This is a genomic window from Dyella tabacisoli, assembly GCF_003350925.1.
Taxonomy (GTDB): domain Bacteria; phylum Pseudomonadota; class Gammaproteobacteria; order Xanthomonadales; family Rhodanobacteraceae; genus Dyella_C; species Dyella_C tabacisoli.
The window spans coordinates 238,010-253,257 of sequence record NZ_KZ857178.1; the positions used below are offsets into that span (position 1 = coordinate 238,010).

A 15,248-nucleotide genomic window follows, 5' to 3' on the forward strand; every position below is an offset into this window, starting at 1 on the left:
AGTATGACGCGCGGTGACCTCAATCAATGTGGATTTACGTGACCAGGTTCGAAAGGAATCAGCAATGAGTGCAGAACAGCTAGGTCTGGGTCGAGTGGGTGGAATGGGCTTGGTCGGCCTGGTAGCCCTTAGTGCGGCTGCATTAGCGCTGCCACCTGCCGCATCACGCACGCGCGTTACCAGCGCAGGACATACTTACGTCTTGCCCGCCTTCGCCGATGTTAGCCGCACGTTGCTGTCCGATGGCCGCACGTTGGAAGTCGATGGTGTGCGAGCTACGGCATCGATACTCGATGGTGGCATGCGCAAGCAGGTGGCACTTCCCGAGCCGCGCCGTTTTGCATCGGTCACCGTGATGCCCAATGGCGTGGTGCTTCTGTGGGGTGGCATCGATGCGAACGGCCATGTGCTTGAGACGGGAGAATGGTTTAACCCCGTTACACAGCATTTTGTTTCTACTGGGGCGTTGGGTCTGCCCGCGCGTGCGGGTCACACGTTGTCGGTACTGACCGATGGCAATCTGCTGATGACCGGCGGTTGGTCGGTGCACGGTACGCCTGAGACCAGCGCAGTACTCTGGCAGCAAGCCTCTCATCAAGCGACGTCGTTGCCTGATGACGGGTCCGTTTCAGCACGCATGAGCGCGATAGCCGTGTTGCAGCCCGATGGGTCCATGCGTATCGAGGGCGGAGTCGATGATAAGGGCCGTGCGGTGCACAAGGCGTGGCAGTTCCAGGCGGCTTCGCTGCGCATGAAAGAAGTAGCTACGTCCACGATGCCCTCTTCGACAGCAATCACCGGAACGGTGCCTACTAGAAATGACCTCGCCGCCTCGATTCATGGTCCATTGGTGCTGCGTTTTGCGACGCCGGTAGATCTGCGGCAACTGAACGAGCACACAGTGACGCTGCTGGGGCCTGAAGGTACCGTGGCGGTGCACGTTGTCGGTGCTGAGGGTGGCCGTCTCGCATTTGTGCAATTGCCAGATGATTTGTATCCCGGCTCGCAGTACACACTGTTTGTCAAAGACCTGCACACGGCCAGCGGTTCAACGGTGCCCTATACCACCGTGGGTTTCACGACAGTGGGTACCGATGTCACCGGCGTAGTGGTGGCCGGGCAAGGTGGGCGTCCTTCGCCAGATATAGCAGAAGCGACTTTTTCTGAGCCGCCGCTCTATCTGATGGCCGGCGGCGGACACACGAGTTGCAGCGGTGACCAACTCTGTCGCCAGCATAGTTTTGTTCGCGATGGCGCTTGGTATCCCGGACAAAACAATGCGCCGGATGCCACCGGCGAACACTGGCGTCTGTACCCCCTCCATCAAAGTCTGCCCGATACGCGCGCGTTGGAAGCCACATTACCTAAGGGGGCGGCCGTACTTATAGGTCAGGTGCGTCAGATTGACGAAACACCGGTGGCCAATGTCGAAGTGAGTGTAGGCGATATCAAAGGACGCACCGATTCACGTGGTGTGTTTGTGCTCTCTGGCGTTCCTGTTGGTCGTGGGGAGTTGTTCGTCGATGGTGGCCCGGCTAGCCATGGCGAAGTTAGGTATGGCCGATTTCTGGTTGGGGCCGAAGTAAAGGCCAAAACCATCAATCACATGCCCTTTGTGATGTACTTGCCGCGGGTGCTCCCACGCGACGAGATCACACTTCCAGCACCAACCACACGCGAGGTGGTCCTAACTCATCCGGACATGCCTGGGCTGGAGCTGCATGTTCCCGCCGGCGCGGTGTTCAAGGACCGCGAGGGTCACGTTCTTTCGCACATCGCCCTTGTCCCCACGCCCGTGGATCACGCCCCTTTTCCACTGCCCGCCAACTTTCCGATGTACTTCACTATTCAACCCGGTGATGCGGTGGTGCAGGGGCTCACGTCCGATGCAGCTAAAGGCATTCGTGTGGTGTATCCCAATTACGGTCAAGCCAAGCCCCATGCGCCGGCCGATTTTTGGGTATACAGCGTGAAGGAGGGCTGGCAAATGTACGGTGCTGGCCATGTTGCTGACGATGCGAAGCACCTGATCCCTGACCCGGGCGTTACCTTGGCTTGGGCATTGGGTGCAGGCGCCTCACAGAACAATGCCAATCCTCCCACGGCCCAAAAACCCAATAATTGCACCAAAGGCGAGCCCATCGACTTACAAACCGGCATTCTGTTCCACGAGTGGAGCGATCTGTCCATTCGGGATTTGATGCCGCTGACACTGACGCGCACGTACACCTCCGCCGATTTAAATTCACATGTCTTTGGCATTGGCGGTAATGCAAATTTCGGTATGCACCTGTACAGCACCAACGGCGTCACCACCACGACCACGCTGGTGCTGCCATGTGGCGAGGGCATCACTTACAACCTGATCAGTGGCACGGTTAGTTGGCCGCTTGCGGGTTCGGTATGGGAGCACACCGGTACCGACTCGGCATTCTATGGCTCGAACCTGCAGTTCCTGGTGGATAACACTCCGCTAGGCGCGCACTGGATCCTGACGCTGAAGGACGGCACCCAGTACGCCTTTACCCGCCATATCCCCAACTCCTTGTCGTGGATACAGGACCGCTACGGTAACCAGGTCCAGTTCAACTACAACGGTGGATTGATGGAGCAAATGGTCTCGCCCAATGGGCACACCATTACCTTCAATTACGACAGCAGCAATCGTATTACTAGCGCGGCGGATAGCAGTGGTCGCACGGTTTTCTACGCCTACAACAGCGCTGGTAGCCTCGCAAAAGTTACTTACCCGGATCAGGCCACGGAGCAATATACCTACGACGACGGTACCCAGCGCTATAACTACGACGACGGTACCCATCGCATGCTTACCATGCAGGACCGGCGAGGGAACGTATGGGTCACTAACCAGTACGACACTTACGGTCGTATGGCGAAACAGACTTACGCCGACAACACCGCCTACCAATTTGCCTATACCACAGACAGCAACAGCAAAGTTACGGCTACCACGGTGACTGATCCCAACGGTAATCAGGAACGGGTGGCCTTTGATCCGATCAGTGGATATCCGTCGAGTGATACCGCTGCCTACGGTACTTCGTTGGCGCAGACCACTACGTTCGTACGCGAGGCGTCTGGACTGGTGGACAGTCAAACCGATGCGTTGGGGCGTACGACAGCCTACACCTACGACAACTTAGGCAACGTCCTCAGCCGAACCCAATTGTTCGGCTCATCGAATGCCGTAACCACGCGGTTCACCTATACCCCGGTCTACAGTCAACTCGCCACGGTTACCGATCCGCTAGGGCACACGACTAATTTCAGTTACACCAATGGCTGTCTTACGCAGGTCGCCGATGCGCTGGGACATAGCACAACCATTCAGTGCAATCCTGCGGGGCAAACCACATCCGTTCAGGACGCTTTAGGTAACAAAGCGACGTTCGCCTATCAGGGCTACAACCTGTTAAGTGTCACCGATGCTCTAAATCGCACGGTGAGCTATGCCGTAGACATCCTTGGCCGCCGAACCGCCGCACGTGATCCACTAGGTAACGTTACCCTCACCCAGTACGACACTAATGACCGCGTGACCGCGGTGACCGATGCGCTCAACCAGACCACCACGATGAGCTATGACGGCAACGGCAACCCGCTGAGCGTCACGTTGCCAAACCATGGTGTAATTACGTCAACCTATGACAGCCGCAATCGACGCAACTCGCGCACCGATGCGCTAAACCAAAGCGAGTCATGGACGTACGATGGCATGGGTCACGTACTCACCCACACCGACCGGAAAGGGAAGGTCACTGACTTCAGCTACGACGCGCTGAACCGGCGCAGCCTGATAGCGTACGCGGACGGCTCTGGCACGCAGCCAAGTTACGATGCGGGCAATCGCCTCACCGGTCTGACCGATTCTGTATCCGGCACCACAAGCTGGAGCTATGACAGCTTCGATCGGGTGACCGCCGAAGTGGGTGGGCAAGGCACTGTCAGCTATACCTACGATGCTGCTGGTCGGCGTATCAGTATGACGCCCGCGGCACAGGCCTTGGTGAACTACGGTTACGACAACGCCAATCGCCTCACGGCTATTAGCCAGGGTAGCGAAACGGTGCAGCTAGCCTATGACGCCGATAACCGCCGCACGATGCTGACGTTGCCCAATGGTGTTGCCGTCAACTATGGCTACGACAACGCGAGCGAACTCACCAGCCTTAGCTATGCACAAGGCAATGGCACCAATCTCGGTAACCTGGCTTACAGCTACGATGGCGCTGGCCGACGTATAGGCAAGACGGGGAGCTTCGCCACAGACGTGCTGCCGACGCCGACCACCCAGCCAGCCAGTTTCGACCTCAACAGTCGGAGGGTAAGCTTCAATGGTCAGGCGCTGAGCTACGATGCTAACGGCAATCTGATCGGTGATGGCACCAACACCTATACGTGGAATGCGCGCAGCCAGTTGACCCAGATCAGCCGAGGCGGTGCTGTTCAATTGAGCTATAGCTATGACCCGCTGGGCAGGCGCATCAGCAAGGCTGTTCAAGGTGGTACACCCACGCAGTATTTGTACGACGGCGACAATATCGTGCAAGAGACACAGGGTGGCACGGCGAACTCGATCCTCTCTGGTCTGGGCATTGATGAGCGCTATGCCCGAAGCGACGTGACGGGGCGGACTTATTTCCTGACGGATGCGTTAGGCAGCACGATCGCGTTGACCGATTCCACAGGAGCGACCCGCGAGCAGTACAGCTACGATCCGTATGGGAATGTCACGCTGAGTGACACGACCACTGGCTTCACCAATCCCTACCAATACACCGGACGTGAAGCGGACACGACGGGCCTCTACTATTATCGGGCGCGATACTACAGCCCTCTGATGGGCGGGTTTATTAGCGAAGACCCAGCGAGGTTTTATGGGGGGCAGCCCAGCTTCTATGCCTATGTGCGCGGAAATCCGCTGAATTACATAGATCCGCTAGGACTATGGTCATTGACTATTGAGTTATACGACGTATTCGGGGGCGCAATTATTTTGGGGCAAGACGAAAAGACGGGCCAGTGGTTTGGCGGTGGACGACTAGGTGTCGGATTATCAGGAGGTGTCAGCTTTGATCCCCTAGGCCAGCGCCCAGGCGCGGACTCGGGATCGTGCAACGGGACGACTGTAGGTACATTCGGTCAGATTGCAGCTACGGGTGGTGTTCTTACATGGAACCCTATTCAAGCAGCGGCCGGTGTCGATACCACGTCTGATGACGAATATCACGAGGGTCCAATGCCCGCCAAAACGGTAACTTTTAACAAGGTTGGCTTTGATATCGGTGTCTCGATGGGAATTGAAGTAATAACTCATTAGACAATTAGATTTTCCGGGTGAGATATGGCCAATAATTTCAATGCGATGCCAGGCTTGCTTAAAATGCTCACGGCGATGGGCTTTGGCATGCTTGCATGGGTTGTGGCTTCGGTATTTTCGGGTGGGTTGAGTATCTTTGGGCAAAATGTAAGCACATCCGATTGGTGGGAAAGTGGTGCTGGGTTTCTTTGCCTGCCTGCTGCGCTCCTTATGGCCGGATCTGCCATCCTTATGCTCTGTCGCTCTCGTTACGGTCGTCCAGCACATATTGCTGGGTGGGTGGCGATAAACATGGCCGTCTTTATCGGGATTAAACGCATAGGAATACATTCGTCGATGTTCATCCCTGCGATGTCATTCAATGCTGCATTAATTGTGGGTATTTCTCTGTATTTGTATTTAAGTAAAAGCATAAGGAATTACTTTCTCGCGGTAACTGATTAGAGGCTCTGCATGGCAATAGCTATGCCTAGGATCACAGTTATTATCAGGCGCCTTGATATGGTGTTGGTTGATGCGGCTGCGATGTGCTTTATGGTGAGTCGTCTTGATGCCTCGGTTAAGACAAGCAAAATCGATTTGCAGTTGTCTGAGCGCTATGTTGATCTAAAGATATGGGCTTTGTGAGATATCCAGGCACTAGACCTTAGTGATGGTCGCCTCCCACATTAGTCCCAGGCGCTGGAGTAGGGCGTGCGTCACGCGATCGCGCAGGCCCCGATCCCCGCAAGACGCCCGCTGGCGCCTTGCAATTCAGCCCATTTCAATCCTCAGATTTTCAGGATCGTAGTAGTTGGCTTGGCGAGGTCTACGGTCAACCCTTTCGGACATTGCTGGCCTTCCTTAGCGCAGAACTGGTCTTTGGCAAGCTGTGCTTCGGCGGCCGACATCCTCATAAAGAGTTTTGCTTCGCCCGCGGCGTCTCGGATTAGAACGAAGAACTGATCCACGCCGCGATCCCCATCTTTGGGCACTGCCTCACAGCGCGATTTGCTTTCGGTTTCGCAGAGCCCTACGGCCGCTGTTTGGGCTGCTTCGCGACTGGTGCTACCTGTAACAAGAGCTCGCTTGCCCCATGTTTTTTCGGTGGCGTCGTCGATCGGCCGGGCCAGTGAGAAGAAGCCACGAGCGGGCGCATCTGATTTGCTGATTTCGATAGCCAACGTGCGGGGCGTGCGCGCATCGAACGTGTCCAGTAGGCGACACTCGCGCCCTTTTGCGCAATGGGCTCGCAGCTGCCGGTCGAGAGCTTCCGGGGCGGCGATATTAAGCCAGCTGATATGGCCCTGGTCATCGGTAGTGCGGGCGATCTGACTATTGCCAACCGTTACGCGCACCTCGCACTCCACGTCGGTATCGCGTCCGCACTGGGACAGCGCGGCCTGTTCGGCCGCTTTGAAGCCGCTTTGTCCGCTCGCCAGCCAAGCCATATCGTCCCATTTGGGGTCGGGCGTACCTTTCGGCCGAGCGATGGATGCAAAGAGTCTTCTGTGCAGCGGCCCAACGGGAAAATTGGTGCGTGTACCGATCAATGAATTGATGACGTTCGCCGTCGTATGACAGCCTGCGGTATAAAGCTCGCACTCTTCCCTCGCTGCTTTCTCCGCATTGCCAAGGCCGGGCCCGCCTTTCACAAAGAGATTGCCAGCGGCATCTTCGATCACGACGATCTCGGAAAGATTGCTCCATGCGGCGCCAACTTCGCAGCCCTCTCCCATGGTCTGCGTACAGGCATCGAGCGCCGTGTTCTGGGCAGCTGCATCGCTGCCGTATCCCGCTGCCGCCCATATCTACGAAATATCTGGATGGATGACGACCGCCATGTAGACATTGGGCAGCTGGATCGGGGCGGCCTGGTAGGTTGCGGGAGGCGCATTACCCTGATCGACTCGCTGGCACAGCGGCGTCGCGGCAATGCCATTATCCGCCGGGCTCTGACCTACCATGATTTCTCCCGGCCCAGGACCAGAACAGGGGTAGGCCTGTGCATGCGCGGGACGCACTACGAATAAAAAGCTCACTGCAACGAAGACCAGCATCGCCGTCATAAATCGCAAAATCCTTCCCTGCCGATAGCTGAATCTTTCAGCGCTCATTGCTAACACTCCGTTCGTTTTATGAGCCGTTACAACGACACCGTCTGCGATCGCGGTTCGGTTGCTGTTCCATGGTGGCATGAACCCGCAGTCGGCATCGGGCACTGTCGCTGCCATTCTCTCCGTCGACGGGAGGGATGATACGAAATCGCTGCTACAAGAGCTCATCGACGCCTTACTGCCGAAGTGCGACCTAACTATTCGGTCGAGCGGGCCACTGCGATGTGCAGCGGTTTTGTAGCGGCGATGCCGTCAACAGACCGCCACGTCGTCAGAAACGCAATTGCGAAATAAAGGCGCGGCCGGTCGGTCCGGGAAGCGCGTCCTTGCGATAGACCACGTGCATGGGCAGAAACACATCGCGCGCGATCCCCTCGACATTGATCTTCATCAGGGTGCCCGCGTCGAGATCCTTTTTGACCATGTGTAAGGGCATATGCCCCCAGCCTAATCCTGCGTTCAAAAATGCGTGCTTCGCACCAAGGTCGGCGAGGCGCCAGGTGAGGGGCGAGAGCACGCCGAAGGTTCTGCCATCGGATAGCGGCGTGCGATCGGTCAGCACTAGCTGCACCTGCTTCTCGATGAGTTTCTTGCCGATGGCGCCTTTGTGCTTTGCCAGCGGGTGCGAGGGTGCCACCACAGTGACGAAGGGAAGATCGATTAGCGGCTCCGATGCGAGTTCATCGGGTATCACTGGCAGCGAGCCCACGATGCCGATACGGCACACGCCATCGATCACCGGGCGGATCACACCGCCCAGCGCCTCCACGTAGACGCGCAAGGGCGTGTTGGGGAAGAACTCGCGGCAATATCCGGCGGCGCGGGTAAGCCCGTCCATGGGATACATCACGTCGACCGCCACGGAAAGCTCAGGCTCCAGGCCTTCTTTCATCGAGCGCGCGCGGGCCTTGAAGCCATCCATCTGATCGGCCACGCCACGTGCTTCGGTCAGCAGCGCCACTCCTGCTTCGGTCAGCTTGGGATAGCGCTCGCTGCGATCGAACAGCGTGACGCCTAATTGCGCTTCGAGATTGAGCAGTGTCTGGCTCACTACCGATTGTGCGCGTCGCAGTTTTCGGCCCGCGGCGGAGAAACTTCCTTCTTCTGCTGCGGCAATGAAGGTGCGGAGCTGGTCTAGCGTGACGGCGTCGAGCATATATCGTCCAAAACGATAGATTGCATCGAAATATATAGGCTATTCGGATGCATGGGCAAGGCCTAGCCTTTCTCCATCACCAACGAGGACGCCCCCATGAACGCAGTTGCTTCCTTCCTATCACAGCCCGAACCGACCGCCGCAGCAGTGGTCAATCCGCGCAAAATCCGCACGGTTACCACCGGCTATCACCACGGCCCGATCACCCGCCTGGTCAGCCCTTCCGATCTCGGCCAGTGGATCAAGCCCTTTGTCTTTCTGGATGCCGGTGTCCTGCCGTCATCGGACGCCCCCTTGTTCGGTATCCACCCGCACTCGGGCATCGCCACCTTGACGGCGGTGCTGAAGGGTCACGTGGCCTATGAAGACACCACCGGCAAGCAGGGTGAAGTGGCGACGGGCGGCTTGGAGTGGATGAGGGCGGCAGGTGGGGTCTGGCACGACGGCCATGTCGTCGGCAGCACGCCGGTGGAGTTTTTCCAGCTCTGGGTGACGCTGCCACCGGATCAGGAAAACGGCGCGCCGGAAAGCCAGAACATCGCACCGGAAGAGGTCCCTGCCGTTGGTCCGGCGCGGGTACTGCTCGGGCACTACCAGGGCGCGAACAGTCCGATCCGTTCTCCCGCCGGCATCACCTATCTGCATGTGCGGTTGAAGGCGGGCGAGTCATGGCGTTTTGTGCCGAATCCAAACGAGACCGTAGCCTGGATGGCATTGCACCAGGGTACGACGACCGTGCCGGGGAGCTTTACCGCCGGCGACCTCGTGATCTTTGAAGAATCCGACCATGCCATCGACGTAGTAGCCCATGACGACGTGTCCTTCGTACTCGGCGCCGCCGTGAAGCATCCCTATCCCCTGGTGATGGGCAAGTACTCCGTCCACACCAACGCTGGCGCGCTCGCCGCAGGCGAGGCGGAAATCGTCCGCATCGGCCAGCAGCTACGTGCAGTCGGCCGCTTGAAGTAAGTCCTGTTTATCCATCCCGTTGACTCAATCATCCCAAAGAGAGAAACCATCATGAGCACCAAGATCGAAACCGCTACCTACACCTCGTCGATCCACAACGCACCCGCTGCGTCGAGTTTCACCCTCAAGAGCACGACTGAACTGCTCGGCCGTGTACTGATCGTTGGTTTGTTCCTGCTTTCCGGTGTGGGCAAGATCACCGCCTATACAGCGACCGCAGGCTACATGGCTTCTGTCGGCGTACCCGGCGGCATACTTCCGCTGGTCATCGCCACTGAAGTACTGGGTTCGCTCGCCATCATTCTCGGCTGGAAAACCCGCGTTGTGTCCTTCCTGATGGCGGGCTTCACCCTGCTGACCGGCATCCTGTTTCACAACAATTTCGCCGATCAGATACAGATGATCATGTTTATGAAGAACGTGTCGATTGCCGGTGCCTTCCTGCTGCTGACCGTCAATGGCGCAGGCCCGATCAGCCTCGACCACAAGTCGCGCTGATCCCACGCAGCCATCCCATCGATAATCCATCAGGAGACATCTCATGAGCTACGCCATCATCGGATCGGGCGCCATCGGCGGCGCCCTCGCCAAACAGTTCGCCCGCAACAAGATCAAGACCGTCATTACCAATCGCCGTGGACCGGCCTCGCTGGAAGATGCACTGCAAGCCTTCGCTCCTGCCGTAAGCGCAGCAAAAACCACCGACGCACTGGATGCGGACGTCATCATCCTCGCCGTCCCGTTCGGGGCGGTGGGGGAGGTCGCCAAGTTGCGCGGTGACTGGTCCGGCAAGATCGTGGTCGATGCCACTAACGCGATCGAGTTTCCCGCCTTCACGCCGCTGGACCTTGGCGGGCGTCCCTCCAGTCAGGTTGTAGCGGCGCAGTTCAAGGGTGCCAAGGTGGTCAAGGCGTTCAATACGTTGCCGGCGGCGGTACTCGGAGATGAGCCGCGCCGCAGCGAAGGCCAACGCACGATCTTCGTTTCAGGCGATCACGCCGAGGCCAACGAACAGGTCGCATCGCTTGCTACCTCGCTCGGCTTTAGTCCCATCACCTTGGGTCGCCTTGAAGAAGGTGGCTTATTGCAACAGTTCGGCGGCCCGCTGATGGTGCACAGCCTAATCAAGCAGCGCTAAGAGCCTGTTTGCTATCAAAGCAACTTGATGCGGCAGCACCGCTGACCTGGCTCAAACAGAAGGCCCCACGAAGCGGGGCCTTCGTTCTCATACTGGCGTTTAGCTGGATGGGGTGGCGACCTTCTTCGCCGCTTCTTCAATCAGCGTAGCGACTACCTTCGGGTTCGACACGTAGATGGCGTGGCTACCTTTGGTTTCCGTCACCTTGGCATTCGCTCGCTTGGCCATGACGCGCTGCGCGGCCACCGGGATCATGTGATCTTCGGTAACCACCAGATACCAGCTCGGTTTGCTCTTCCACGCCGGCTGGGTAATGGTGCCGGTGTAGGCGTTCATGCCCCACGGCACCTGCGATTCCGCCATGAATTTCGCTTTCGAGGACGGCAGGTCGCCGGCAAACGACGCCGGGAACTTGGCCGTATCCAGCATCAGATAACCATCCTGAGGTGGAAGGATCGGCGGCACCGGCGCACCCGGCACCGGGTTGCTGGTCAGCGTCTTGACCGATTCGCCGGCGTCTGGTGCAAAGGCTGTGATGTAGACCAGCGCCTTCACGTTCGGCGCGTTGCCGGACTCTGTAATGACCGCGCCGCCATACGAATGGCCGACAAGAACGACTGGGCCGCTCTGTTTCTCAAGCACGCGCTTCGTGAAGGCGACATCATCAGAGAGTGAGGACGTCGGATTCTGGACGATCGTCACGTCATAGCCGTCGTGTTTCAGGATGCCGTACACCCCCTCCCAACCCGAGCCGTCGACAAAACCGCCGTGGACCAGCACGACCGATGGCTTGGCGTCGGCAGCGTAAGCCGACCCGACATTCGTTAGTAAGGCGCCACCAACGATGACAGCCGCGATGTATTTACTGAGGTTCATAAAGGAAGCTCCTGCAGCGCGACAATGAATGCGTGAACAACGGCGCTGTTGCGCTATCCACACATGGCCCATGAGAGGTGCCCTGGTATTCCTTGAGGAACATCTACGGCTCTACAGGTTTCTCGGGCATCGCCATGACGTCGCCGGGAGCTATTGCCGTACTCACTGCGCCATTCGCGTTATGGCCGGGGAAGTTCGATAGTGCGACGACCAAATAGACGGGCATCCAGCGAGTACGCGCCCGGCCCCAGAAAGATCAAGGCGATGGCATGAAGTCCCTCGCACACGGTGGCGATTGAAAGCGAACCGCGATCGATCGCCATAAGCGCCAGGTTGCAAAGCAGCAACAGGCTCGCCGCCGAAGTAAGAGCCCCCAAGGTCATGGCCAAGGTGAGCGTCGCGGTCATCACCACCAACCCTACGGACGGCTGGGGGCCAATATCCATCAGCAGTTGAAGGATAATTGCCATGCGCAATAGCACCAGACCAAAACCCGGAAGGCCCTGGGGAAACATGGAGTAGAGACGTTGCATATCGTCATGCTATGGACGACGCGGCCACTAGCGCGATCCGCAATCGCGGGAACTTCAAATCCCCCGGTTGGGGGATATGCGGGCAACCATGAGATGGTTGATTAGGCGTATCTCTTCAAACCGCAGGGGGCGGGCTCAATGGCGCATCCAAGAGGGGCTTCAGTACCGGCTGTTTTGATGCGGTTTGCAGGCGTGATCGCGGTATTTTTGTGCGCTTTCGGACTACGCGCACAACAGATCGACCGTATGCCGCGAAGCGCGGATAGCGCCCTGGATCGTCCGCTGACCGAGTTACGTCATATCAATGTCACCGGCAGTGACGCCACCCATGGCGGCATAACCGCCATCGCGCAGTCTTCCGATGGCTTTCTGTGGCTGGGGAGTTCGATAGGCTTGCTGCGTTTCGATGGCGTCCGTTTCGACGATGCATACGCCAATCGCCTGCCTAAATTGAGCATCAACTCGATCTACGTCGACCATAACGACGATGTCTGGGTTGGATACTTCGGCGGCGGGCTCAGCCGGATTCGCGGCAACGACATCGTCAACTATCGGGGCGGGGTGGAGGTGCCGCAGGGGACATTGTTCACCGTCCTTCGAGGGCCGGATGGTCTTCTATGGGCAGCCAGTACGAAAGGAGTCGTGCGTCTACTCGATAACCGATGGGTAAAGGTCGGTGCAGACCTCGGCTACGATGGCGGTCGCCCTCATTCGATGCAGATGATCGATGGGGTTCTGTGGATCGTGGACGATGCGAACGCCTGGTATCTCGAACCTGGTGCGGCGAAATTTGGCGTTACGGACGGGGACAAGCACATCGATGCGCAGTGGCGTAGAACGGGAACGCCCGCAAGACTCTACAACCAGGAGCAGGATGGCCCCGCGCTAGTCGATTCGTCAGGCGCACTTTGGATCGGACAGCCCAAAGGGATCGAGCGGGATCGTTGGATAGTGGATGACGATGGCCATCCGCAGCGCGTCGTAGAGACTTTCTCCAACGCCGAAGGGTTATCAAGCAATGGCGTTGAGGACATCTTCGAGGATCGTGAAGGGAATATCTGGGTTCTGACCAGGCAAGGGCTAGATCAGTTTCGCGCTACGAATCTAAGACCCTTGTCGTTGCCAGGGAATGTACAAATCCCTTTCGTCGTGCCTGAGACGAGCAAGCAGATTTGGATTCCCAGTGTCTGGCAGTCACCGTTCTTGGTGACCGGGCTCTCCGCCAAACTGTATCCACAGATACCCAACGCTATCAGTGCTGCCGTACGCGATAAGCAGGGCGCGGTTTGGATGGCCGGCTTATATGGAATCTTCAAATACGACAGCGGTACGTTAAGCAAGATCGCATGGCCGCCGGCATTGAAGAGCGCGGGCGCACTAAGCCAGGCCATCGCTATGGACGATCGTGGTGTGCTTTGGATCAGTGTGGCGCTGAACGGGCTGTATCAATTCAAGGACGGCTCCTGGACCAAGATCGACACCGCCGAATATGGGCTCGGCGGCCCCACGCGTTTGGTCAGCGATGATGTCGGCCGCCTTTGGCTGGCCTATCCCAACGAGACGTTGGCCGTCATGGCTCAAGGAAAGACAACGAATTACGGTCTCAAAGAAGGTCTTGCGACGGGCAGCTTATTGGCGATTGAAGTCACCCGATCGCATGTATGGGTGGGAGGCGAGCGCGGTCTATTTCTTCTCCGTGGGGATCGATTTGTCCAGGTAAAAGGGAGGGGCGGCGATATCTTCCGAGTGATAAGCGGCGTGGTCGAAATGGACAACGGCGACCTTTGGCTGAATGGGCTGGATGGCGCTTACCGCATTGAAGCTGCGGAACTTGTTCGCGCGCAGAGCGACCCATCCTACGAAGTATCTTTTCGTTTTTTTGGCCCGGACGATGGCCGCATCGGCATGGCCGACCGTGTACGGCCGCTGCCGACCCTTGCGAAGAGTGATGACGGTCGCCTTTGGTTCAGCACGTCAACCTCTGTTTCGTGGATATATCCCCAAAAGATTATTCGGAACACGATCGCGCCGACTGTCGTCATTGAAGGGATTTCGGATGGCGAAACACGTTACCCGGCATCTGGCGATATCCGGCTGAGACCGCTCACTCGGAGAGTGAATATCGAGTACACGGCGGCATCGTTAGCCAACCCGAAGCGAGTTCATTTCCGCTATCGACTCGATGGTGTCGATAACGAATGGCAGGACGCAGGTGGGCTTCGCAGTGCCCGATATACGAATCTCGGTCCTGGCAGCTACCGATTTCATGTTCAGGCGATTAACGAGGACGGAGTCTCCAGCAGCGGGGACAGCACTTTCGCGTTCGCCATTCGCGCCGCCTGGTATCAAACAATCATCTTCAAAGTGCTTTGTATTTTGTCCATGGCGGCATTGTTGGTAGCTATCGATAGGTACCGTCTGCGGCAGGAGCGTGCGCGGATTCGGATGAGCATCAATGCGCGCGATGAAGAGCGCGATCGAATCGCACGCGACCTGCACGACACGCTTCTGCAAAGCGTGCAAGGACTGGTCATGCATTTTCAATCCGTGGCCGATCGAATCCATGACGACCCGCAGACACGTATGGCCCTGGAGGGTGCGCTTGGTCGTGCGGACAAGGTCGTTGGCGAAGCGCGAGGGCGTGTTCTTGATCTGCGAACCAAGACGGGTGGAGATCTTCACGAAGTGCTGGAAAAGACCGGCGCGGAGCTGACGGCCGGTCAAGCCATGCACTTCAAGGCGCTGATTGAAGGCCGACCCCGCGAGCTGACCACTAAGGTCTACTGGGAGGTGCTGTCGATCGCCAAGGAAGCGATGTTCAATGCCTTCCAGCATTCGAACGGAACGCTTCTGGAGATAGAGATCGCCTATTTGAGCAGGGTGCTGCGGGTTCGGTTGCGCGACAATGGCGTGGGCATCTCGGAAGATGTGCTTCGGCAAGGTCGTCCCAATCATTGGGGTATCGGTGGCATGCGGGAGCGGGCCGACAAAATCTCCGCGAAGTTCCGCATCTGGTCGCGGGAAGGCGAGGGGTGCGAGATAGAGGTCCTGGTACCGGCAAGCACGGCCTATCTAACCCAGGTCAGCGCCTATCAACGGATGCTGGAGCGCATGCTGCAGTGGGCAAGGGGATGACGAA

Annotated in this window: 11 protein-coding genes; 6 read left to right on the forward strand and 5 right to left on the reverse strand. The window is 57.9% G+C overall.

Annotated features, from left to right (window positions below):
* The first annotated feature begins 64 nt into the window (after positions 1–64).
* Both DVJ77_RS14885 and DVJ77_RS14890 read left to right on the forward strand, forming a co-directional pair.
* A complete protein-coding gene (locus tag DVJ77_RS14885; protein ID WP_225428021.1) occupies positions 65–5,341 on the forward strand; it encodes an RHS repeat-associated core domain-containing protein in 5,277 nt (1,758 codons plus the stop codon).
* A 24-nt stretch (positions 5,342–5,365) separates the two neighbouring features.
* Positions 5,366–5,785: a hypothetical protein gene (locus DVJ77_RS14890; RefSeq protein ID WP_114846286.1), complete on the forward strand. Its 420-nt coding sequence runs from the start codon at positions 5,366–5,368 to the stop codon at positions 5,783–5,785.
* A 326-nt stretch (positions 5,786–6,111) separates the two neighbouring features.
* On the opposite strand, the gene DVJ77_RS14895 is transcribed toward DVJ77_RS14890, so the two are convergent.
* The 3 genes from DVJ77_RS14895 to DVJ77_RS14905 form a co-directional block, all read right to left on the reverse strand.
* Positions 6,112–7,131, reverse strand: a complete 1,020-nt coding sequence (locus DVJ77_RS14895) for a DUF4189 domain-containing protein (RefSeq protein ID WP_114846287.1) — start codon at positions 7,129–7,131, stop codon at positions 6,112–6,114.
* Positions 7,132–7,437, reverse strand: a complete 306-nt coding sequence (locus tag DVJ77_RS14900; protein ID WP_114846288.1) for a hypothetical protein — start codon at positions 7,435–7,437, stop codon at positions 7,132–7,134.
* Positions 7,438–7,708: 271 nt separating this feature from the next.
* Positions 7,709–8,593 (reverse strand): LysR family transcriptional regulator, encoded by an 885-nt coding sequence (locus DVJ77_RS14905; RefSeq protein ID WP_114846289.1) that lies wholly within the window; start codon positions 8,591–8,593, stop codon positions 7,709–7,711.
* 96 nt (positions 8,594–8,689) lie between these two features.
* On the opposite strand from DVJ77_RS14905, the gene DVJ77_RS14910 reads away from it, so the two are divergent.
* Genes DVJ77_RS14910 through DVJ77_RS14920 form a run of 3 tightly spaced genes read left to right on the forward strand, consistent with a single transcriptional unit; the run spans position 8,690 to position 10,700 of the window.
* Complete coding sequence (locus tag DVJ77_RS14910) at positions 8,690–9,562, forward strand: pirin family protein (protein ID WP_114846290.1); 873 nt, start codon at positions 8,690–8,692, stop codon at positions 9,560–9,562.
* Between the two features lie 51 nt (positions 9,563–9,613).
* Complete coding sequence (locus DVJ77_RS14915; protein ID WP_114846291.1) at positions 9,614–10,060, forward strand: DoxX family protein; 447 nt, start codon at positions 9,614–9,616, stop codon at positions 10,058–10,060.
* Positions 10,061–10,103: 43 nt separating this feature from the next.
* Positions 10,104–10,700: an NADPH-dependent F420 reductase gene (locus DVJ77_RS14920; protein WP_114846292.1), complete on the forward strand. Its 597-nt coding sequence runs from the start codon at positions 10,104–10,106 to the stop codon at positions 10,698–10,700.
* Between the two features lie 99 nt (positions 10,701–10,799).
* Here DVJ77_RS14920 and DVJ77_RS14925 read toward each other — a convergent pair whose 3' ends face one another.
* Together DVJ77_RS14925 and DVJ77_RS14930 are read right to left on the reverse strand one after the other, a co-directional pair.
* A complete protein-coding gene (locus DVJ77_RS14925; RefSeq protein WP_114846293.1) occupies positions 10,800–11,576 on the reverse strand; it encodes an alpha/beta hydrolase in 777 nt (258 codons plus the stop codon).
* Between the two features lie 179 nt (positions 11,577–11,755).
* A complete protein-coding gene (locus tag DVJ77_RS14930) occupies positions 11,756–12,046 on the reverse strand; it encodes a hypothetical protein (RefSeq protein WP_162791503.1) in 291 nt (96 codons plus the stop codon).
* Positions 12,047–12,247: 201 nt separating this feature from the next.
* Here DVJ77_RS14930 and DVJ77_RS14935 point away from each other — a divergent pair, with 201 nt between their 5' ends.
* The gene (locus DVJ77_RS14935; RefSeq protein WP_114846295.1) at positions 12,248–15,244 is read left to right on the forward strand and encodes a sensor histidine kinase; all 2,997 of its coding nucleotides are present in this window, start codon (positions 12,248–12,250) and stop codon (positions 15,242–15,244) included.
* The last annotated feature ends 4 nt before the right edge of the window (positions 15,245–15,248 follow it).